The organism is Halomonas sp. DP8Y7-3, assembly GCF_019801675.1.
In the GTDB taxonomy this organism is placed as follows: domain Bacteria; phylum Pseudomonadota; class Gammaproteobacteria; order Pseudomonadales; family Halomonadaceae; genus Halomonas; species Halomonas litopenaei_A.
The window spans coordinates 46,968-67,505 of the sequence record NZ_JAHVIO010000018.1 but is presented as its reverse complement, the minus strand read 5'-3'; the positions used below and the strand labels follow the sequence as shown (position 1 = coordinate 67,505).

At 64.0% G+C, this 20,538-nt stretch carries 24 protein-coding genes; 4 read left to right on the top strand and 20 right to left on the bottom strand.

Annotation, left to right across the window (positions count from 1 at the left end; genetic code table 11):
• Positions 1-31: 31 nt before the first annotated feature.
• Positions 32-1,207 (bottom strand): phage tail sheath protein, encoded by a 1,176-nt coding sequence (locus KUV86_RS16925; RefSeq protein ID WP_222485816.1) that lies wholly within the window; start codon positions 1,205-1,207, stop codon positions 32-34.
• 249 nt (positions 1,208-1,456) lie between these two features.
• On the opposite strand from KUV86_RS16925, the gene KUV86_RS16920 reads away from it, so the two are divergent.
• Positions 1,457-2,449, top strand: a complete 993-nt coding sequence (locus tag KUV86_RS16920; protein WP_222485814.1) for an acyltransferase family protein — start codon at positions 1,457-1,459, stop codon at positions 2,447-2,449.
• Here the strand turns inward: KUV86_RS16920 and KUV86_RS16915 are convergent.
• The 17 genes from KUV86_RS16915 to KUV86_RS16835 form a co-directional block, all read right to left on the bottom strand.
• Positions 2,439-3,017: a DUF4376 domain-containing protein gene (locus KUV86_RS16915; protein WP_222485812.1), complete on the bottom strand. Its 579-nt coding sequence runs from the start codon at positions 3,015-3,017 to the stop codon at positions 2,439-2,441. The two genes, KUV86_RS16920 and KUV86_RS16915, sit on opposite strands and share 11 nt — an antisense overlap.
• A 1-nt stretch (position 3,018) precedes the next feature.
• On the bottom strand, positions 3,019-4,506 hold the full coding sequence (locus KUV86_RS16910; RefSeq protein WP_222485810.1) for a phage tail protein: 1,488 nt from the start codon (positions 4,504-4,506) through the stop codon (positions 3,019-3,021).
• Between the two features lie 15 nt (positions 4,507-4,521).
• Positions 4,522-5,058, bottom strand: coding sequence for a phage tail protein I (locus KUV86_RS16905; RefSeq protein ID WP_222485808.1), 537 nt, complete (start codon positions 5,056-5,058; stop codon positions 4,522-4,524).
• The gene (locus tag KUV86_RS16900; protein ID WP_222485805.1) at positions 5,051-5,941 is read right to left on the bottom strand and encodes a baseplate J/gp47 family protein; all 891 of its coding nucleotides are present in this window, start codon (positions 5,939-5,941) and stop codon (positions 5,051-5,053) included. Before KUV86_RS16900 ends, KUV86_RS16905 begins: the two co-directional genes overlap by 8 nt.
• Positions 5,938-6,300: a GPW/gp25 family protein gene (locus KUV86_RS16895; RefSeq protein ID WP_222485792.1), complete on the bottom strand. Its 363-nt coding sequence runs from the start codon at positions 6,298-6,300 to the stop codon at positions 5,938-5,940. Before KUV86_RS16895 ends, KUV86_RS16900 begins: the two co-directional genes overlap by 4 nt.
• On the bottom strand, positions 6,300-6,851 hold the full coding sequence (locus tag KUV86_RS16890) for a phage baseplate assembly protein V (RefSeq protein WP_222485790.1): 552 nt from the start codon (positions 6,849-6,851) through the stop codon (positions 6,300-6,302). The genes KUV86_RS16895 and KUV86_RS16890 overlap by 1 nt, the downstream gene beginning before the upstream one ends.
• Before the next feature lie 62 nt (positions 6,852-6,913).
• On the bottom strand, positions 6,914-7,372 hold the full coding sequence (locus KUV86_RS16885) for a phage virion morphogenesis protein (RefSeq protein WP_222485789.1): 459 nt from the start codon (positions 7,370-7,372) through the stop codon (positions 6,914-6,916).
• Positions 7,365-7,853 carry a phage tail protein gene (locus KUV86_RS16880; RefSeq protein ID WP_222485786.1) on the bottom strand — a complete coding sequence of 163 codons (489 nt, stop codon included), beginning with the start codon at positions 7,851-7,853 and terminating at the stop codon, positions 7,365-7,367. The genes KUV86_RS16885 and KUV86_RS16880 overlap by 8 nt, the downstream gene beginning before the upstream one ends.
• Positions 7,854-7,973: 120 nt before the next feature.
• Complete coding sequence (locus KUV86_RS16875; RefSeq protein ID WP_222485785.1) at positions 7,974-8,345, bottom strand: hypothetical protein; 372 nt, start codon at positions 8,343-8,345, stop codon at positions 7,974-7,976.
• Positions 8,342-9,145, bottom strand: a complete 804-nt coding sequence (locus KUV86_RS16870) for an N-acetylmuramidase domain-containing protein (RefSeq protein ID WP_222485784.1) — start codon at positions 9,143-9,145, stop codon at positions 8,342-8,344. The genes KUV86_RS16875 and KUV86_RS16870 overlap by 4 nt, the downstream gene beginning before the upstream one ends.
• Positions 9,145-9,417, bottom strand: coding sequence for a phage holin family protein (locus KUV86_RS16865; protein ID WP_222485783.1), 273 nt, complete (start codon positions 9,415-9,417; stop codon positions 9,145-9,147). Before KUV86_RS16865 ends, KUV86_RS16870 begins: the two co-directional genes overlap by 1 nt.
• Positions 9,414-9,758, bottom strand: coding sequence for a putative holin (locus KUV86_RS16860; protein ID WP_124804023.1), 345 nt, complete (start codon positions 9,756-9,758; stop codon positions 9,414-9,416). The genes KUV86_RS16865 and KUV86_RS16860 overlap by 4 nt, the downstream gene beginning before the upstream one ends.
• 79 nt (positions 9,759-9,837) lie before the next feature.
• On the bottom strand, positions 9,838-10,050 hold the full coding sequence (locus tag KUV86_RS16855) for a tail protein X (protein ID WP_222485782.1): 213 nt from the start codon (positions 10,048-10,050) through the stop codon (positions 9,838-9,840).
• Positions 10,050-10,520, bottom strand: a complete 471-nt coding sequence (locus tag KUV86_RS16850) for a head completion/stabilization protein (RefSeq protein WP_222485781.1) — start codon at positions 10,518-10,520, stop codon at positions 10,050-10,052. Before KUV86_RS16850 ends, KUV86_RS16855 begins: the two co-directional genes overlap by 1 nt.
• A 104-nt stretch (positions 10,521-10,624) precedes the next feature.
• Positions 10,625-11,320, bottom strand: a complete 696-nt coding sequence (gene gpM / locus KUV86_RS16845) for a phage terminase small subunit (protein WP_222485780.1) — start codon at positions 11,318-11,320, stop codon at positions 10,625-10,627.
• A gap of 12 nt (positions 11,321-11,332) precedes the next feature.
• Entirely contained in the window at positions 11,333-12,349 is a 1,017-nt protein-coding gene (locus KUV86_RS16840) for a phage major capsid protein, P2 family (protein ID WP_222485779.1), read from the bottom strand.
• 15 nt (positions 12,350-12,364) lie between these two features.
• A complete protein-coding gene (locus tag KUV86_RS16835) occupies positions 12,365-13,204 on the bottom strand; it encodes a GPO family capsid scaffolding protein (RefSeq protein ID WP_261397696.1) in 840 nt (279 codons plus the stop codon).
• 127 nt (positions 13,205-13,331) lie between these two features.
• Between KUV86_RS16835 and KUV86_RS16830 the strand changes: the two genes are divergently transcribed.
• The 3 genes from KUV86_RS16830 (at position 13,332) to KUV86_RS16820 (ending at position 17,089) form a co-directional block, all read left to right on the top strand.
• Positions 13,332-15,119 (top strand): terminase large subunit domain-containing protein, encoded by a 1,788-nt coding sequence (locus tag KUV86_RS16830; RefSeq protein ID WP_222485777.1) that lies wholly within the window; start codon positions 13,332-13,334, stop codon positions 15,117-15,119.
• Positions 15,116-16,195, top strand: a complete 1,080-nt coding sequence (locus KUV86_RS16825) for a phage portal protein (RefSeq protein ID WP_222485775.1) — start codon at positions 15,116-15,118, stop codon at positions 16,193-16,195. The genes KUV86_RS16830 and KUV86_RS16825 overlap by 4 nt, the downstream gene beginning before the upstream one ends.
• Positions 16,196-16,333: 138 nt before the next feature.
• Positions 16,334-17,089 carry a DNA adenine methylase gene (locus tag KUV86_RS16820; protein WP_261397695.1) on the top strand — a complete coding sequence of 252 codons (756 nt, stop codon included), beginning with the start codon at positions 16,334-16,336 and terminating at the stop codon, positions 17,087-17,089.
• A gap of 1,047 nt (positions 17,090-18,136) precedes the next feature.
• Here KUV86_RS16820 and ampC read toward each other — a convergent pair.
• The gene (gene ampC / locus KUV86_RS16815; RefSeq protein WP_222485771.1) at positions 18,137-19,303 is read right to left on the bottom strand and encodes a class C beta-lactamase; all 1,167 of its coding nucleotides are present in this window, start codon (positions 19,301-19,303) and stop codon (positions 18,137-18,139) included.
• Positions 19,304-19,652: 349 nt separating this feature from the next.
• A complete protein-coding gene (locus tag KUV86_RS16810) occupies positions 19,653-20,351 on the bottom strand; it encodes a glutathione S-transferase C-terminal domain-containing protein (RefSeq protein ID WP_206944323.1) in 699 nt (232 codons plus the stop codon).
• Positions 20,352-20,538: the final 187 nt, after the last annotated feature.

The following is a 20,538-nucleotide window of genomic DNA, read 5'->3' as shown; positions in this document are numbered from 1 at the left end:
CTCCTATGGGTTCCCGGTGCTGAACCGGTGGTTAGCCGTTGATCCGTGCGGCGAAGTCGACCAGGTACTGGTCGGTGATCCGCTGCTGGAACATGAGGTTTTCGAGAGGCGGCACGGGGGTGTAGTCGTAGTCGATGTACAACTTGCCGGCCTTGAGGGTGGTCTCGCTGTTGGCCTGCTCGTTGAACCAGGCGTTGCCGTCGATGATGTAGCCCAGCGCCTTCCACTCGCGGAACTTGGCGTTGATGCCCTCAATGATGTCCTTGACCAGCGAGGCGTGCATCGGCTTGTCGACGGCCCACAGGTGAGCCTCGGCCATGGTGTCGGCCACTACCTGGGCGGTGCGGGTGTAGTTCTCGAAGGGGAAAAGGCCATCGGTGTCGCAGGTGCGCGAGCCCCAGAACCGGAAGCCGCCCTGGTTGATCAGGGTGGTGACGTCGGCGGCGTTGAGCACCCCGGCATCGGTCGCCGGGTTCTGCAGGTCCCAGTAGACTTCCTTCGACAGGCCGCTGACGCCGTTTACCGGCACGTTCGACAGCGTCTTGTGCCAGCCCACGGTTTCGTCCAACTGGGCGCGCAGGCCGAGGGCCCGGGCCACGGCGGAGAGCTCGACGGTCTCGCCGGCGGTGGTATCGAAGCCGGTGAACTCGGGCCAGATGACCATGCATTCCCGGGCGCCGAAGTTCTCGCGGTACATCACCACCTCGTCGACGGTGGCGCAGCCGAAGGCGCTGACGTAGGCGAAGGCGCGCAGCTGCTGGGCCACGCCGATCAGCTCGGCGGCCACGTCGGCGTCGTCGAGTTCGGGCACGCCGAGGATGCGCGGCTTGATGCCGAATGACTGCTGGGCCGAGAGCAAGGCCTTCATGCCGGTCTTCTTGCCGGTGGTCGCATCGACACCGCCGATGACGTTGGTCTTGGTCTCAGCCTCGTCGAGGCCCTCGGCTACGCGCACCACCACGATCAGCGGTTTGGCCTGGTCGGCGATGGCATCGAGGGAGCGGGCCAGGGTGCCGGTAGTGCCGGCCTTGCCGAGCGCCTCGTAGACGTCGGTGACCAGCACCGGGGTGTCCAAGGGGAAGAAGGTGGCGTCGGCATCGTCGGCGGTCGCGACGAGGCCGATCACCGCCGTGCTGACGGTACGGATCGGTCGCGTGCCTTCGTTGATCTCGATGACGCGCACACCATGGTGATAGTCGGTTGCCATGTGGGCTCCTGCGCAGGGCTTGGTACGGTTCAGCGGAAACGTGAAATCACGCTGGTATCGTGCGGCGCAGGGAGTGCGGGGGTAAGCAGAGGCGGGTGTAAGTGGCGGGATTCACACCGCTGGGCTGGTGTAGAGAGCCTGCGAGATGGCTGGAGCTGGTATCGGTGGTATGAAAGAATTCATGCCATTGTGCGACTGACTAAGGGAGTGTGGGGAATGGAGCGAGTCACGGAGGATCGGTATCGGTGGATGGATCTGCTACGAGGTACCGCCATACTTCTTGTGGTGTATTTACATGGGGCTGCCTCGCTATCTGCTAAGTATCCGAATACCTGGTCAGGCTTCGGCAACTTAGCCGAGATACTGACCCCGTTTCGCATGCCGGTACTGATGTTTCTATCGGGGTTGCTGGTAATCCATTCTATCAACAAAGGAGCGCGCCACTATTTCAAAGGCAAGGCGCAACATATCCTGTATCCCTATGTGGTGTGGACGCTGGTAATGTTCGGGCTCTATGAGCTGCGCGAGGCCATGCTAGGCAAGGAAGGGCGCGAGCTCTTTGCCTCGTTGTTCTATCAGCCGATCGACTACCTCTGGTTTCTCTATTACTTGATGGTCTACTACGTTCTGGCCTTCGTTGCCTTATCGCGTGGCGCCACCCTCGGGCTCGTCGCTACGCTGGCGATCTACGCGGCGGGGTACCTGAGCGATTTCTCGAACATGAAGCTGGCATTCTATCTGGTCATCTTCATGGTCGGTGGCTGGTGGGGCGTCCACCTGCCGAGATTGGTCGATGTGATTCAGCGTATGCCCTGGATTCTAGCCGTGGTATTGCTGGCATTCGGCGCTGTCGTCTTCGGCTATTACATTGACCCTTTCAATCCCCAGGTGTCCCATGCCCCCTTGTCCTTGGCCGCTTCCCTGGCGGTGATACCCAGCTTGCTCAAGATCGCCATGTGGTGGCCATGGCGCAGCATTGCTGCCCCTTTGGAGTGGATTGGGCGCCATTCGTTGCCCATCTTCCTGGTGCATGTCCCGGTGACATTGGCCGTCCCCGTCGCCCTGGTCAAGCTGTACGACGGAGATCCTGACCTACTGATGCCATTCTATCTGGTCGGGGTGCTGGCCATCTCTATGCTGGTTGCCTGGGTTGACTCACGTAGCCGTTGGGCCTCTCTGCTGTTCTCCGCCAAGCTGAGGCGTGGCCGTGAGGAACGGCGTCAGGCAGGAGCTACCAACTGATCGACTCCAGAGTGTCGCGGGCGCCGTCGGCAAGTGCCTGAGCGATGGCGTCCTTGCGGTCCCAGCTCTGGGCCTTGAGAGCCTTGTAGTGGGCAAGGGCCGCGTCGGTCAGGGCGATGGTCTCGTCGGGCGTCATTGGATAGCGGGTGTTCGAGAGGCCGCGGAACTCCTGGACGGCGCCGGTCTCGCCGGCGGCCTTGAGGTCGCGGGCCTCGATCGCAAGGCCGAGCAGGTTCTGCCGGTCCTCTGCCAGCATCTGCACCGTTTCGTCCGTGCCATCGGGCATGGTGTAGGGCATGCCGGCGGCGAGGGCCTCGGCCAGGGCGGTGGCGATCGCGGCGCGCTGGCGGGTGGCGAGGGTTTCGAGGGGCTCGGGATCGGCATCAACCCAGCATGGTTTGCCATCGGTTCCGGCGGCCAACCGCTTGCCACTCGGGGGCTGGCCCTGATAGGGCTCGGCATCGTCTGGCGAGAGCTCGATGCCGTCGCTGGGCCAGGTGCCAGCCGCCAGGTAGTGTTCGCGCCATTCCGGGGCGAAGAAACGTTCAGCGCTAGGGGAAAAGATCATCTCAGTCTCCAATTGCCCACCAATGAGCTTCCCAGGTGTTACCCGGGGCGCGAGCCCAGAACCCGGACGCCTGCTGCTGGTTTGTGCCGTAGCTGTAGCGGGAGCCGCCCGTGTCCATCATGAAGACCCGGCGAGCTGAATTCGGGAAGTTGACGTTGAACGGCACCCACTTGTCGCCGTTTCCCGATGCCTGGCCCCATTGCAGCATCAGCCCGCCCGGCATCATGGCACGGCCGCTCCATCCTTTGCTGTTGAGCTGGTTGGCCTTGTCGTTCGCTCGACCCCATACCCAGTCCCGAATGGCGCTGCCTGTGCCGAGGTGCTCGGCATAGACGCTTTCCGATTGAAATGCGCTTGAAGGAATACAGCCATTGGAGAAGTGGCGGGCGATCAGGGCGGCATCAGAGATGGCCCGGGATTCGATGGCGTTCGCGCTTATCTTCTCGTTGGTGATCATCCAGTTCTGAAGCATTCCCAGAGAGATGCCACCATTGGGGATGAACAAGGTACGGTTGGTGGAGAGGTTGCCACCACCCGAGAGTCCGGCACCCGTTGATAGGGTGCGGTTGGCGTCGACGAGGGCGACTCCATCCACTGCCCAGCCGCTGCCATCTCCTTTCAGCTCCGGGGCATCATGGGACACCGTCAGACGTGCCGTACCGCCGGAGCTTTGTAACTGCAGGATGAAGGCACCGTTGTTGTCACCGGTGCGAATAATCAGGCCTCCATCGCCATTTCGCAGGATCTCCAGAGCGTCCAGCAGCTGCTGAACATAGCGGTTGTCGTGATCCCCGCTGGTGCGGTGATCGTTCATGGCCTTGGCCTGGAGCAGGTCCATCGTGCTGGACGACGTGCGACTCGCTGTGCTGCCCTGAGTTGCGGCGGCCCCCAGTCCCAGGTTTGCCCTGGCAGTGGCGGTGCTTCCCAGGTCTGCCAGGTTGGCACTTTTTTCCAAGCGCTCGCTGGCCGCGTCAAAGGCCTTCTTGGCCGCCAGAGGAGTTGCCGCCATATTTTCAGAAGTATTGGTGACGGAGCTGCTCAAACGCACCACACCAGCCACCGTCTTGCTGGCTGGCGGATTGCTGAAGGTGATGTCGCCGAATGTGAGGCTAGAGGCGTCGAGGTTCTGGAGGATGACATCGATTGTCAGCAGAAGGGTGGAGGGGCTGGCTTTTTCGATGATGGGGTCGGCTTGAGAGTAGATGGCGAACAGGGTGCCATGCTCTGTGATCAAGCCGAACTCTCGCACCGTGTAGATGGCACTGCCTTCGTCCTTGGCAGTTACGCTGATGGTATCGGCCGCCACCACCTCGCCCGCTATGCTGGAAACGCGCGCTACTTCATTCTGCAGGGCCGACTGGGTCGGATCCGGCGTGTATCCCCCATCGCCCAAGGCAACATGGGTGATCTCGACCGGTGCCGTACCGGTGTTCTGAGCGTTGATCAGTTCGGCCCGTCCAGCGTCAGTGATCGTAATCGTTAGCGGCATGTCATTCCTCGAATCTCATTCCTGAGTCTGGATACGGCGGTAAATGGTCGGGCGAGCGGCGCCATAGAGGCCGAGACCTCCCTCGGCCGTGATGCCCGTGACCAAAGTGAAGTGGCTGCGCACCGGCTTGACGCGGTTGACCTCGTGGACGATGTCCTCCTGAAGCTGGGCGGCGTTGTTGTCGGCGCGCACTGTCATAAACAGCTCGAAGGTATGGGGCTGCCCGGGAGGATCTATTTCCCACCACTCACGCATGGCGACACCCGCACCGAAAGACTCGACGACCCGTTGTACGCTGCGACGTGTACCGCGCCGCCGGTGAATCTCTGCGGCCTGTCGGATTCGTTCACGCTTTATCTGCTCGGACCAGTAGGGTTTCCAGGCTTGCAAGCCCATGGTCCAGGCCAACCAGGGAAGGAGTTCGGTGGGGCAGGTGTCAGGGTTCCACAGTGTTAGCAGGGGCGTGGGGACTCCCGTGATGCGGCTGGCCACGGAGGCAAGCGCACGCTCAAGGGGGCGAGCATTGGGGGGCAGCAGATCCTGATTACTCATCGACCCCCCCATCGGTGAGCGTGATGCCGGTGCAATAGCTGGCTTGATCAGGTGCTATCGTGATGGTGGCCGTGGGGTTGGCTAGTTCGACCCGCTGTACCCCGGGACGGTGCAGCGCGGCATACACGCCGGACAGCGTGACATCGAGGCCCAGGCGATGCTGCTGCTCGGCGTATGCTTCGGCGGCGGCTTGGGCCTCGGCGAGCACGACTTGGCTGTCGGGGCCTGGCTGGAAGTAGAGCGTGGCGGCGATGGCGTAGGTGACGACCTGGGCCGACTGAACGATGACGTGGTCCGTGAGCGGACGAACGTCATCGGCGCTGACGGCAGCATCGACGGCATCGAGCAGCGCAGCGGGTGGTGTGCCGTCGCCCTCTCTTGCCAGCACTGTGACCACCACATCACCGGGTGCCGGGCTTGTCGCACTGGCATCGAGCACCCCGCCTTCGGCCGACAGGGCGTGGTAAATGTAGGCTCCTTCGGGTCCGGCGGTGCTGAGGCCTTGAAGTGACAGCAGGATACGGCGCCGAAATTCGGCATCGCTCTCGTAACTCGGCTGTATCGGCGGGATGGCACCGGGGTTGCCCGGGTCAGTCTGCAAGCGCTCGACATTGAAAAGAGCGCCGAGGTTGTCGAGGTCTTCGTCCAGCGCATAGGCCAACATCACGGCACGGGCGGCTTCGTTGACGCGCTGTCGGACGAGTAGCTCGCGATAGGCCGTGACTTCGAGAATCTTGTGGGCCGGGTCGGACTCGGCAGGTACGTCGAAGCCAGGAAAGCGCGCAGACAAATCTGCCAGCTGTTCGCTGAGAATGGCTTCGTAGTCCACCTCCTCGATGATGTTGGGAACGGGGAGCCGAGACAGATCGATGGCGGTGGTCATGCTTGGCCTCCGGCGGCGCTGTTCAGGGGCACATTGATGTCGATGGCCTCACCGCTGTCAGTGCGCCGCGCGGTCATCTCAAGCACCAGGGTGCCGGGGCGGTCCGCGGGCGCCAGGCGGGTGATGCGCTGCACGCGGATCCGCGGCTCCCACTTCATCAGGGCGACGACGGTGGCCGAGTAGGCGCGCAGGGCGGTGGCTCCGTGCAGAGGCTGGTCGATCAGTTCGGGCAGCAGCGAGCCATAGTCGCGGCGCATGACTCGCGAGCCAAGCGGCGTGGTCAGGATGTCGCGCACCGACTGCTGGATGTGGGCGATGCCCTCGATGGCACGGCCGCTGCTGGCGTTCATTCCAGGCATCACACGGGCTCCTTGGTGTTGCTGTTACCGGCGACGACGCCCTTGTGGGCGTGGTCGTGGCCGACGTTCTTGCCGTTGTGAGTCAGGCTGCCGCCCTGCTGGTCGTAGGCTCCCTCGCGAGTCATGGCGCCCTGGTGGTTGATGTCGCCGACCCAGGCGGTGCCGCCGGGGGCGCTGATCTCGATGGAACCGGGCAGGTTGATGCGCAGTCGGCTGGCCGCGTGGTCGTACTCGAACAGGGCCTGGTCGGGAAACAGTCGTCGCCACAGGTCGGCACTGTCCGCCGGCGCCGGATGGGCGTCGGAGAACAGCCCGCTGATCACGAAACCGGCGGCGGGGTCGCCGCCAGGGGAGAACACTACGACCTGCTCGCCTTGGGTGGGCGGGTCCCAGTCGCGGGTGGTACCGGCGCGTGCCTCGATCCAGGGCAGCCAGTGGGTCAGCAGCTCGCCGGACTGGACGCGCACCCGGGCACGGGCATGATCCACCTCGGCGATGGAGCCCAGGCGGATCAGGTTATGGATGAGGCGCAGCAGTTCGACGAGGTTCATGCCCGCTATCGTGCGGGCCGGCGCGGAGTGCGCGAAGCGGCGGCGGGTGTGACTGTGGGGACTTACACCGAGGCGAGGTGCTCGATCAGGGCGTCACGGATCCGCGTCCGATCCGCCTCGGTGAAGCCGAGCAGCTCGCGTTGCGGGTACTCGATGGTGGGGCCGTTGCGGTCGACCCGGTCGCGAAGGCCATACTGGTGAGTCTTGGCGATGCGCGCCACGTTGCCGAAGAAGCCCACCACCGCGGTATCGCTCTGGGCGGTGGCCTTGAGCCACTTGGCGGTGGCCAGCTTGCCGAACATCGCCCGGCGGCGGATGCCGCCCTGGCGGGCGCGCCACTTCTGGGGCTGGCGGGGCGCGAATTCGCTACCGTCGGGATTGCGCTGGGCCTTGATGCGCTCGCGCTGGCCGCGGCGCAGCTCGCGCGCCAGGGATCGGGCCAGGGCCCGCCGCTCCTTTGCGTCGAGCCGGGCTAATAAGGGCCCGGCCCAGTCGGCCAGCTGCTGCAGGTCGTCAGCCATTAGCAGCCTCCCAGGCGCTGGCCAGCGCCCAGTCATCCTCGCCGGGCTCGCGGGTATAAAGCTGCCATTGGGCGGCGGGGCAGGTATCGCGCTCGAAGCGCAGGGTGACGTGCTCGGCCTCGATGCGACCGCTATCGCAATCCACCCGGGCTATCACCCGCTCGCTGAGGCGTAGGCGCAGGGCGAGGTCGACGGCGTCGTTACTAAGGATCTCGGCCTCGAAGGTGAGCGCCTCCCCGGGGTCGACGTCCGGTTGGTACTCGGCGAGCCACTGCAGTAGCGGCAGCATGACGGTATCCAGATCCTCGGCGAAGTCGGTCAGGACCAGCTGGGCGGCGAAGGCGTACTCGTGGGAGAGGTTGGGGCCGCGGTGGAACTCGATGCTGCCCTCCTCGACGAAGGTGAGAAGGCGGTCGGGATCCCGGGCGAGGGCCGGAACGGCGGCGATCAGGTGCTTGCGCAGCAGGTGCAGCTTCTTCATGGGCGAGCGTCTCGTTGGCGGTGGTCCAGGGCCTCGATCAGGCCGTTATGACGCGTGGCGCAGCCGTGGTACTGGCTGGCCCAGTCGCGCAGTGTCAACGCTACGTCTCGGGCGGTGCCGTCAGTCAGCGCTGGCAGCGTCGTTGGGCAGGGCGTCAGCAACGTCTGCTGAAGCGGGGGCGCGGCCGGCGGCGGCGTCGTTGAGCAGCCGGACAAGCCGAGGCTCAAGGCAAACGCGCCGATAAATGGGCTTCTCGATTTCACGGATGATCCCTCGGTCGATGATGCGCTCATTGGCCTCGAGCTCGGCCAGCCTAGTCTCGACGGCACCGGCGATCTCGGACTCGCGAGCCATGGCGGCGGCGATGGCCTGTTCGATGGCGCGCTCGGCGGTGAGGCGCTGGCTGTCCTCGAGCCAGCCCCGGGCCAGCCAGCCGCCGGTGGCGGTGGTGGTCAGTACCAGGGCGGCGGCGAGTAGGCGGAGCCGGGTCATGCAGCGATCTCCAGGTCCCGGAAGTGGCGCCGGTAGGCGGCGGCGAGCTTGGTGTCGTAATCGTTCTTCGCGAAGGCCGGCCCGTTGTAGCGCCGGGCGAAGTCGCGCCAGTCGCGGCGACGCAGGGCGGCATGGAGCCCTCGGTCGGCGGCGATGAAACGCACGAAGGCGTCGAGCTGGGCGGCCTCGTCGCGCTGCATCGCGATGACGAAGACTTCGGCACTCTCGTATCCCAGCGTCTGCCAGTGAAAACCCATGATCTGAAAGGCACCCCAGGATGCGGACTCCCAGGCGCTGGCCGGATGGATGGCGTGGGCGCGGTCCAGGCGCCGGTGCTCGCGGATCCCGCCGACGTAGCCGCCGGGCTTGTCGTTGACGATGTCGGGCTGACGGCGCTGCCAGGGCACCGGGTCGATGCCGTGGTGGATCAGCCGGCGGCGCATGATGTGGCGCTCGAAGAGGATCACCGGCTCGCCGCTGGGGTGAAAGCCACGCCCCCGCGACTCGACCTCGTTGACGGCCATGATCGCCGCGAGCTCGACACCCAGATACTCGGCGGCCAGCACCAGGTCGATCTGGCGCAGGGCGAGGGGATCCGGTTTGCCGCGGTGCAGGGCCTCGCGGGTCTTGGGGCCGGCGAGGCCATCGATGACCAGATCATGCTGACGCTGGACCGCACGCACCGCGGCTTCGGTCTCGTCGCCGTACCAGCCATCGATGGCGAGGCTGTGACCGGCGTGCACTAGGTCGCGTTGCAGGGATTCGACCCGGTAGCCGGTGTCTCCATGGCGTAGCAGCATCACAGCCTCCTGAGCTTGATGACGTGAGCGACGTTGCCCCGGGCGCGCACTATCAGCCAGGCCAGTACCGCCATGACCATGGCGATGCCCCAGCCGACGGGATAGCCGCTCTGGGTGATGATGCGGATGGCCACGGTGCCGGTGCCGGCGATCAGCAGCCAGGCGGTGCAGGAATAGCCCAGCCGGTAGCGGGCCCCGCGGCGGCGAAAGGTCAGCAGCCGAACGCAGATGAGCAGGGCACAGAGCAGGGTGACGAGGGTGGGGGTGGTCACTTGCGGCCTCCCAGTAGCGACTTGATGTCGAGTGTCTTGACCCCTTCGATGGCGCGCAGTCCCGCGGTCACCGCGGTGGCGCTGGCGATGAACGCCGACACCGCGCTGTGCGGAACCCACTGGCCCAGCACCGGTGGGCCTCCCAGGTAGCCGATCAGCAGGCTGATCAGCAGGTAGATCAGGCGCACGACGATCGGCAGGTCCTTGGCGCTGATCACGAACAGCGTGGCGCCGCAGAAGGCGCCGATGACGGCATTGGCGTCGACGCCGGGCAACCAGCCGACCAGCGCGGCGAGTCCGGTGGCGGTGGCGACGGCGGTGGCGGTGCTGGGCTCTGCCATAGGTTCCTCTGCGTACTTCGCGCGTCTTGTGGCGCTGGTTATCGCGCTGGTTTGGCGTTAGCCGGGCGCGTTTATAGGTTCAGTCCCACAGCTGCACGGTGGGGGAGCGCTGCGGCTGTGGCGTGGCCTCGGGAAGCTGCACCGGCGTGCCCTGGGGCAGGGTTGGGCCGAGGTCGGCAACGCCGGGGTTGAGCTCAAGCACCTGCTCGGTGACGCCTGCCGTGCGGCCGAAGGCGCGATGGCAGATGGCGTCGAGGGTGTCGTGCTGCTGGGCATAGACCGTGCGAGGCATCAAATCAGCTCGATGGTGCTGTGGGGCCGGCCTTCGATCTCGGCGATCGCCCAGACGGCATCGCGACGGTAGCTGTCCGCCGGGTCCATCAGGCTCTCGGCACGCTCGCGGCCGCTGTTGGTGGTGTCGTAGTCGGCGTAGCGTTCGATCAGGCTGGCGTGCGCCATGGAGTAGACAGCCCGTTGATAGAGTCCCTGATAGACGCCTGGGGCTTGCCAGATGGGGATCGGCACCTCGTCGATGCTGGCGTGGCCGGCGTCGACCTGGCGGGCCTGCCATTCGCGCAGGGTGCGGTTGACGGTGGCGATGGCCGCGAGTAGGGCACCCTCGATCCTTGCCGCGGTAATGGCGCCGTCCAGCCGATGGCGATCGCGGAAGTCGGCGGGCGCGATGTCGGGCCAGAATCCGTTGTTCTGCACCGGCTCCGCGGCGGGGGCGCTGGTGGTAGCGGTCGAAACGAAGCTGTTCATCCGGACTCCTGGTTGAAGGGGGTGGGCCGGGTTACGAGCGGGTCTGTTATCGGCCTGCTCTCACTCGGCGCCCCCTGACGTCGGCGTGCGACTCGGTGGCAGCGTCAGGCCCCGTTCTGGGGAGAGCCCTGATCGCCGGCGTTCTGTTGTTTGAACTCGCGCCCGATGCGTTCGAGATCCTTCTTCACCCCAACCTTGTCGTTCAGCGCCAGGGCGCGCTCCAGGCTGGACTGGGCCTCGACCAGCTGGCCGGCGGCTCGCTGGGCATAGCCCAGGGCCTTGAACAGCTTGGCGCGCACCTGGTCGTGCATGTCGGCCTGGCGGGTCATGTTCTCGGCGTCGATCAGCTGCTTGAGCAGCGCCAAGACATCGGCGTCTTCCTCATCGAGCTGCTTCAAGCCCTGGTCGGCGACTTCCTCGGCGATGATCGCCGCGGTGGAGCGCTCGAACTGGTCGGGCGGATTCAGATCGTGGGTGAGGGCGTAACGGGCAATGGTCACGGCGCCGGCGATATCTCCGGCATCGATGCGCCACAGCATGACGCGCATCAGCACGTCGTCCTGGGCGCCCTGGCCGGCCTCGAGCACGCCGTCGACGTAGTCGGCGTACTTGGGCAGGATCTCGCGCTTGATCTCGGCCTTGCGCTCCATCGATTGGGTCGACTTGAGGCGGCGGTAGTCCTCGAACAGGGCGGCCTGCATCAGCTCATAGGCAGGGCCCTGCATGGGGGTCTCACCAGCGTCTCCCGCCGCTTTCGCGGCGGAGACCCGTTGGAAGTGGCGGCGGGCGGGACTGGTCATCGTGGCTCCTTATCAGACGCTGAAGTCGCCCAGCTCGATGTTCTCGATCAGGCAGCCGGCGCCGAAGTCCTCGACCACATAGGCGTCGTTCGAGGATTCGAAGTTCTCGATGCGGTTGCGCTTGGGGTTCTCGCTGACATAGCGGCGGCGGGCGCCGTTCTGCCAGTAGATCGAGAGGTTATCCAGGGTGGTGATCAGGATGGCGTTGTCGGGGAAGAACGGCACCTGGAGGCCCTGCTGTCCGCCGATACGCTTCTGGCTGATGATCACGTCCATGGCCTGCTGTTCGGTGGGCGGCTGGGTCTGGTTGATCAACGGGAAGTACTTGTCGGCCATCAGCTTGCGGCCGACGATCGCGACCAGGTCGGTGGCGTTGCGAAACCACGGATCGATCAGCTCGTTGACCGCGTCGTAGACCACGGCGTCGAGGTTCTCGTAGTCGCCGCCCTTGCCCACCTTGAGGGTGCCGGCGGTGGCGCCTTCCTTGAGCACTCGGGCAGGGGCCTTGGTACGGTAGTGCTGGAGCCAGCCGATGTTGACGTCCTGCAGCATCGGGTTGGTGGCCGGATTGGTCTGGGCGGCGGCGGAGGTGCCGTTGAAGCCGATCATGATCCGGTCGAGGGCCTGCTGGCGGACGATGGCATCGCGCACCAGGGCCTGAAAGTTGGGAAACTTGGCCCAGGCGTCGAGCTTGCCGTAGCCGAGGTGAGTATCGAACTCGGTCAGGCGGCACTCGTAGCCGTTGGCGTCCAGCGTCGAGAGGTCGCGGGTCTCGCGATCGTTCTGGCTGACGTCGGTGCGCGCGGCGATCGGGCCGGAGACGCCGAGGGCGAGCTTCTCCCCCTTCAGCTCGTCGACGCCGATCATGTTGATGCGGCCCAGGAAGTCGCTGGACTCCTGGATGCGCTTCTCCAGGCGCTGCTGGACGCTGGGGTCGACGGCGAATTTCTGGGTGGCTTCCGGCACGCCGTTGAGCTTCGCCACCTGGGAGGCGAACTGGTTGAAGAGGATGCGGGTATCGTTGCGCATGAGCGGGTCGGTTCCTTAGCAGTCGGTGACGATGCCGCCGTCGTTGCCGGTGGCGCGGGAGCGGTGATGTTGGGTGGAGGGTTCGTTGTCGAGCCGGGTGTAGAGCTCGTCGAAGCGGCGCTGCAGCTCGCCATGGGCGGTCTTCAGTTCATTGAAGGCGTCGGCGGTGGGGCGCTTTTCGAGGTCGGATTCCAGCGCGGCGTGGCGCTTTACGAACAGCTCGAGGGTCTGTTCCAGGTCCTTGCTGAAGGCGTCGAATCCGGCCTTGGACTTGGCGTCGTGCTTCTTGAACAGGGCGGTGACGCGCTCGGTCAGGCTTGGCCCTTTCTCAGGCTCAGGCGCCGGATCTGAGAAATCCAGCTCGGTCTCGACGGCGGCGGTGAAGAGGTTGTCGATCTTCTGCTTGCGCGCGGCCAGCGGTGACGCCTGGCCCTGCTGGGCGGAGAACTGGAGCATTTCGGTGCCCAGGCTTGCGGGGCTGTCGGTGACGGCCAGGCCGACGAAGTAGGCCTCGCCCGTGCCGGCGAAGTCCGGGTCGACCTCGATGCTGGTGTAGACCTTCTGTCGCTCGCCGTTGATCTGCTTGAGCTTGTCGGTGGGGTCGATATCCGCGAACAGGCCCAACTTGCCGTCTTCGACTTCCTCGGCCTTGACCGCTTTCACATCGCCAAGGGCGGGGAAGGGCCCGTCATGGAACATGCCGCGCATGTGCTCCATCCACACACGGGCGCCGTATTTCTTGGGGTCATAGTTGCCGGCCATCTGCGTGATCCAGTCGCGCGAGATGATCCGGCCATCGGTGGTGGCGCCTTCGGTGGCGACGCGGAAGAAGGGCATGGGGTGTCCTCGGTTCATGGGCTCTCGGTACTGCCGTCAGGTTCCGCGCAGAGGCGTTGGGGCTCAACGCGTTGCCGGTGTCGCTGGGCCGACTTACACCGAGCCCCGCGAGGGCACCGTCGCGCGCGCGGGTACGCTGGGCGGCATGACGACACCGACGCCCGACCTGGACATCCTCGACGCTTCACGCCTCTCCGCCCGGCACCTGTACTGGACGGGGTGGCGCATCGCGCGTATCGCCGAGTTCCTGGACGTGCCCCGGGCCACCATCGACAGCTGGAAGAAGCGCGATGCCTGGGACGACGCCACTCCCACCCAGCGGATCGAGGGCGCGCTCGAGGCACGCATGGTCCAACTGATCTGGAAGGACCAGAAGGAGGGCAAGGACTTCAAGGAGATCGACCTGCTAGGGCGGCAGGTCGAGCGGCTGGCCCGGGTGCACAAGTACCAGGGCAGCGGGAAGGAGAGCGACCTCAATCCCAACATCGATCGGCGCAACGCCGGCCCGAAGCGGAAGCCCAAACAGAATGATGTGGGCGACGAGGGAGTGATCCGGATCGTCGAGGCCTTCGAGGCGTCACTGCTTGATTATCAGCGTGACTGGTACCGTGCCAAGGAAACGGAGACGATCCGCAACATTCTCAAGAGTCGGCAGATTGGCGCGACCTGGTACTTCGCTCGAGAAGCGATCGCTGATGCCGTGGAAACGGGCCGCAACAAGATCTTCATGTCGGCCAGTAAGGCCCAGGCCCATATCTTCAAGAATTACATCGTTCGCTTCGTGTTCGAGACGACAGGGGTGGAGCTCAGGGGCGATCCCATCATCCTTCCCAACGGCGCCGAGCTGCATTTCCTGGGTACAAACGCCAAGACGGCCCAGGGCTATCACGGTGACACTTACCTGGACGAATACTTCTGGATTCATGGCTTCGCGCAGTTCCAGACGGTGACGTCCGGGATGGCGATGCAGAAACAGTGGCGGGAGACCTACTTTTCTACGCCATCATCGGTCACCCATGAAGCCTATCCGTTCTGGACTGGAGACCACTTCAACGAGGGACGCCCCAAGGCCGACCATATCAAGCTCGACGTGTCACACAGTGCCCTGGCGGGCGGCCGACGCTGTGAAGATGATCACTGGAGACAGATCGTAACCGTCGAAGACGCGGTAGCGCGAGGTGGCGACATCCTTCTCGATATCGAAAAGCTCCGCCGAAAGTACAGCCCTGATGCCTTCAACAACTTGCTGATGTGCGAGTTCGTCGACGACACCCAGAGCGCCTTCCCGCTGGCCATGATGCAGCGGTGTATGGTCGATAGCTGGGACGTGTGGCGGGACATCAAGCCGTTCGCGCCGCGACCCTATGGCGAGCATCCGGTGTGGATCGGCTACGACCCGGCGGGTGATGGCGAAGATGGCGATGGGGCGGGCCTGGTCGTCGTGGCGCCGCCGCGATCTATGACCGGTAAGCACCGGATCCTCGAGCGACATCGCCTCAAGGGTAGCGACTACGAGGCCCAGGCCGAATTCATCCGCAGCGTGACCCACCGCTACAACGTGACTTTCATCGGCATCGACACCTCGGGACTCGGCGAGGCCGTCGCCCAGCTGGTCGCCAAGTTCTTTCCCACGGTCACCCGCTACCGCTACACCCCCGAGATCAAGGCGCGCCTGGTCATGCAGGCCCAGCAGATCATCAACAAGGGGCGGCTCGAATTCGACGCCGGCTGGGCGGATCTCGCCCAGTCGTTCATGGCGATCCGGCGCGGACTCACCGCATCGGGCCGCCAGATCACCTACACCGCAGGGCGCAACAACCTGACCGGCCATGCCGATCTGGCCTGGGCGACCATGCATGCCCTGCACAACGAACCCCTGGACGGGCCGGCGGAGCACGGCACCGGACGATCAATGATGGAGATGTTTGGATGAGCGAGCCGCTTGCAGAGAAGCCCCGGGTGCGCGTGCCGGCCTACCGCGCCGATGGCGGTGGCGACCAGGTCCCCACGCCGGCGAGGGCCGAGGCCTTCAGCTTCGGCGATCCGGTACCGGTCACCGATGGCTACGACTTCTTCTACACCGGGTGCTGGATGCTGGGCAGCGAGTGGTACGAGCCGCCGGTAGACTTCCCGGCGCTGGCCCAGACCTATCGCGCCACCGCCCATCACGGCAGTGCCATCCAAGTGAAGCGCAACATCCTGGTGCGCTCCTTCGTGCCGCACCCGTTGTTGAGCCGGCAGGCCTTCAGCGCGCTGGCCACCGACTATCTGGTGTTCGGCAACTGCTACCTCGAGCAGATCCGCGGGCGCCTCGGCAAGCTGCTGCAGCTGCGTCCGGCCCGGGCCAAGTACGTGCGTCGCGGGGCCGATCTCGACCGCTACTACTGGGTGCCCAACTGGGCCGATCGCAGCGAGTTCGCCCGGGGCAGTCTGATCCACCTGCTCGAGCCCGACATCAACCAGGAGGTCTATGGCGTGCCGGACTACCTGGGCGCCCTGCAGTCGATCTACCTCAACGAGAACGCCACCCTGTTCCGTCGCAAGTACTATCTCAACGGCAGCCATGCCGGCTTCATCATGTATGTCTCGGACGCGGCCCAGAACCAGGAGGATATCGACGCCATGCGCAGCGCCCTGAAAGAGAGCAAGGGCGTCGGCAACTTCCGCAACCTGTTCCTCTACAGCCCCAACGGCAAGAAAGACGGCATCCAGATCATCCCGATCTCGGAGGTGGCCGCCAAGGACGACTTCGCCTCGATCAAGAACATCACCCGCGACGATCAGCTAGCCGGCCACCGGATCCCGCCGCAGCTGATGGGCATCATTCCCAACAACACCGGCGGCTTCGGCGATATCGAGAAGGCGGCGAGGGTCTTCGTCGCCAACGAGCTCGAGCCGTTGCAAACCACCCTCAGCGAGATCAACGACTACCTGGGCGAGGAGGTCGTCAAGTTCCGCCCCTACTCATTGGACGCCGGCGGCGCGGCGCCGCTCGATCCCACCCGCTGATACGAAAAAGCGCCCGAGCCGTGAGGCTGCGGGCGCGAATCGCCGAGACCGTCCCTGATCTACAACGCCTTCCTGGCGCATCCAGCGACACCGACAGAATAGCAAATACTGGATAAATAAACAGGTGTCTGGATGACCATGAAACCGATCCTCCCATGGATGGGAGGCAAGCGCCGCCTCGCCAAGACCATTCTGCCGCTGTTCCGGCCTCACCGGACCTACGTCGAACCCTTCTGCGGAGGGGCGGCCATCTTCTTCATGAAGGAGCCGAGCCCCGTGGAGGTGATCAACGATGCCCACGGCGAACTGGTGAACCTCTATCGCATCGTCAAGCATCACCCCGATGAACTGGTGCGCCAGTTTCGCTGGAGTCTGGTGAGCCGTGAAGAGTACCTGACCCAGCGCGAGGTGGCTCCTCGCCACCTGACCGACGTGCAACGTGCGGCGCGGTTCTTCTACCTGCAGAAGCTCGCCTTCGGCGCCAAGGTCCACGGTCAGACCTTCGGGACCTCCGCCTGCAGCCCTCCCCGGCTCAACCTGATGCGTATCGAGGAGGATCTCAGCCAGGCACACCTTCGTCTGTCGCGTGCAGTAATCGAGCACCTGGACTGGGCGGAGTGTCTGACCCGCTACGACCGTCCCGAGACGCTGTTCTACCTCGATCCGCCGTACTGGGAGACCGCGGGTTACGGTACCGACTTCGGCATCGAGCAATACGAGCGCATGGCCGAGCTGGCTCGGACAGCGAAAGGGCAGGTCGTCATCAGCGTCAACGACGTGCCTAAGATGCGCGAGGTGTTCCAGGGGCTCGATCTACAGACGACGCAACTGCGGTACACGGTGGGCCGGAAGACGACGAGCCCGAAAGGGGAGCTGATCATCACCAACCGCTGAAACCTGTATCCAGCAGTCCCAGAAGCCGCCCTACGAGGCGGCTTTCTTGTGCCCTGGCGCTGCTCACCACCCCTGGCGCGCCGTCGACACCCCGCCCCGCCTGCGCGCTAAACCTGTCGTTTTTTATGCACCCATGCGTCACGGACGAGACCGCCCAGGCACTGGGCTCCCTCGCGCTGGAAAGGGTGATGGTTTTCATGCGGAATCATGCGAAATCAACGAGATGGAAGGGCGGCAGGGTATGAGCCTCCTCAGAGGGAGTGGGGGGTGCTCGGAAAAAGGTAACATCGGTCACCGGGTACCTCTGTCATGCCTATCTTTTTGTTTTGCATGAGAAATCTTGTAACCGTAAAAAGGTCGCAAAAGGTAACGCAAAAGGTAACGCTCTGGTAAGTGTTTGATTTATATGATTTGTTGAAATTGAAGATATCACCTCTCAAAAAGGTAACGCATCACCTTTTCATCACCTTTTTGTTACCTTTTGGACATCCGTTCGAATTGCTTTTAAATCATCAGGTTAAGCCAGTTTTTCGCAACCCGTTACCTTTGTTACCTTTTTCCGAGCCCCCCACGGATTCTGAGAGTCCCTCCGCCTATGATGCGTGCACGCGCGTCACGTCACGCTCTATCAGCACACTTCGCACTCGTCTGCAGAGTCGAGCATTCGCGGAGATATCAGCAAAGCAGCGATACAGTCATACGGACATGACAAAGCCGGCTCGCGCCGGCTCCGTTGAAAAGTGGGTCTATGTACCAGAAGTGTACCAGTTGGCTGGTAAGGCCCGTGGTTCAGGGCTTTGTTGTCCCATCCATCATCGGCGCTACAGAAAAGCGGCGGGCCTGGGCCAGGGGATCGTGGTCAGTCATGGGGTTCACGGGTCGGAGCTGAGAGGGCGCGTAGTGTACCAGCGTTGATGGGCTGGTTTCATCGTTGGCTGTCTGCGCAACATTCACCGCTAGCTTAGGCTGCTGGCGGAGGACCATCACGGGCGATGGTACTCCGCCTATCTGCTCTTATCGGGCATGGTGTGCCCTTTGGACTCTCGGTTACTGGTCCAGTGAGTTCAGGATCTGCCAGGCGGCTTCCACCCGTTCGCCGTTGGGGTAGCGCTTGTTGGCGAGGATAACGATGCCTTGTTCCCGGGAGGGGATAAAGGCGGCGTAGGCGCCAAAGCCGCCGGTGGAGCCGGTCTTGTGATACCAGCGCTGCGGCTCAGGCTCGCCAGAGGTTGCCAGCATGGTAGCGGCCTGGGGCTCGAGGGCCATCTCGGCGGTGGTGCCTGCCATCAGGGTCTCCAGTGTCGTTGGCAGGGCATAGCTTTCCCAGCCCAGGCCCTGCTGCATGTCACCGACGGCGGCGTAGCCGTGATGGGTGGTCAGCAGGGCTTTTGCCATGCGCTGGCCGTCCGGGGTGTTCTGGTTGCCTTGATAGGCATCGATGTTGGCCTGGATGAAGCGGGCCATGTCCAGCGCCGTGGTCTTGATGCCGTAGGCCTCGGCATCCAGCGGGCCTGGGTTGACGCGTACCGGCTCATCACCGTTGTAGCCTTGGGCGTAGTGGTGGGCCTGGTCGTCGGGCACCGTAAGCCAGGTGGCACTGAGGCCAAGTGTGGGCAGCACGCTGTCCTGCATCAGCTCAGCGAAGCTTGCTCCGTCGCTCTGGGCTGCAAGAAGGCCGAACAGGCCGATACTGGGGTTCGAATAAAGTCGCTGGGTGCCGGCGGCGAAGTCCGGCTGCCAGTTCACGAAGTAGTCGTGAATGGTGTCGTCGTCGACGCCCGAGGGAAACTGCAGCGGGAAGCCACCGGCGGTGTAGGTGGCAAGTTCTGCCATGCTGACGTCGCCGACCGGTCGGCCGCTGAAACGGGGCTCGATGCTGGCGGCGGTGTCATCCAGCGCGAAGCCGCCGTTCTCGTGCACCCAGGCACCCAGCGCCGCGGTAAAGGTCTTGCTGAGTGAGCCAACCTCGAACAGCGTGTCGTTGGTAAGCTCGGCGGTGGTGTCGGTGCCGGATTCCTGCGTCGCGACGCCGTAGTGGCTGAGACACACCTCGCCTGCATCGATCACCGCTACCGACATGCCGGGAATCCCATGCCGGTCCATCAACGCCTGTGCTGTCTTGTCGAGCTGAGCGTTCTGGCAAGCTGGCGGACTTGCGTAAGCGAAGGACGACAGCAGTAGAGCGCATAGGGGGGGCAGGTGACGCAACGTCATGACAAGCTCCAGATGAGCCGGCATTAGCTGCCGGGGTAGTGAGAAGGGGGCGATAGTGTACAGCTGGCGGCCCGGTCGGAGCCGCTCAACGGGATTATCGGCTTATTGTGCTGTACACGTCATCTCTCACCCGCTCGCACCAACCCTCATTGTCTCTTACGTTTCCATATCTCACTTTAGGGCTTGTTTCTTGGTCCCTCTTTACCCCTTCTCTTTGTCCTCTCTCTTTGCCACCCTCGCTTTTCCTCCTTTCTTCCCTTCGCGCTATGGCCCTGACGGTATAAAAGGCCGCTTGTAGTTTGAGCCCGCCGAGTCGTAGTTGGAGAACTATGTTGCCGGCGGAAAGGCTTTAGCTGGGGACCGTCAGGCCGCGTTGCACTGCTGGACGCTCGAGGAAGGCGCTGAGTCCCCGCTTGACCTGGAGGAAGTCGTCGTAGCCGACCAGCTCGCCGGCACCGTAACGCTCAACCAGGTTGCGCACCCATGGGAAGATCGCGATATCCGCTATCGAGTAGTCATCCCCCAGCACCCATTGGCGGTCTTCCAGCTGCTTGTCGAGCACACCGAGCAGCCGTCGGGCCTCGTCGAGGTAGCGCTGCAAGGGTCGCTTGTCCTCGAACTCCTTACCGCCGAAGAAATGGAAGAAACCGACCTGGCCAAACATGGGACCGACGCCGCCAACCTGAAACATCAGCCATTGAAGGGCCTGATAGTACGCCTGGGGGGACTGTGGCAGCAGTTGCCCGCTCTTGTCGGCGAGATAGAGCAGAATGGTTCCTGACTCGAACAGCGTGAGTGGCTTGCCCTCCGGCCCGTCCGGGTCGAGGATCGCCGGAATCTTGTTATTGGGACTGAGAGAGAGAAACTCCGGAGAGTGCTGGTCCTTGCTGTCGAAGTTGATTCGGTGAGCCTCGTAGGCCAGCCCGATTTCTTCCAGCATGATCGATATCTTGACGCCATTGGGCGTCGGCAGGGAGTAGAGCTGGAGGCGATCCGGGTGACTGGGGGGCCATTTCTGGGTAATCGGAAAGCGAGACAGGTCAGTCATGGGGCGTTCCTTCGTCCAGGCGGAAGAGTGCTTGATGGTATCACCGCTGGCAGCCGGTTAGGCGCCGGGTCTGCGCCCAAAGAAGCACGCCACATCCCCTTGCAAGGGCGCGTGGTTCGGCGTCGCTGGCAAGGCGCGTCCCTGGGCGCCTTAAGCTAGGCGCGTCCTCGGGCGCCTTAAGTTAGGC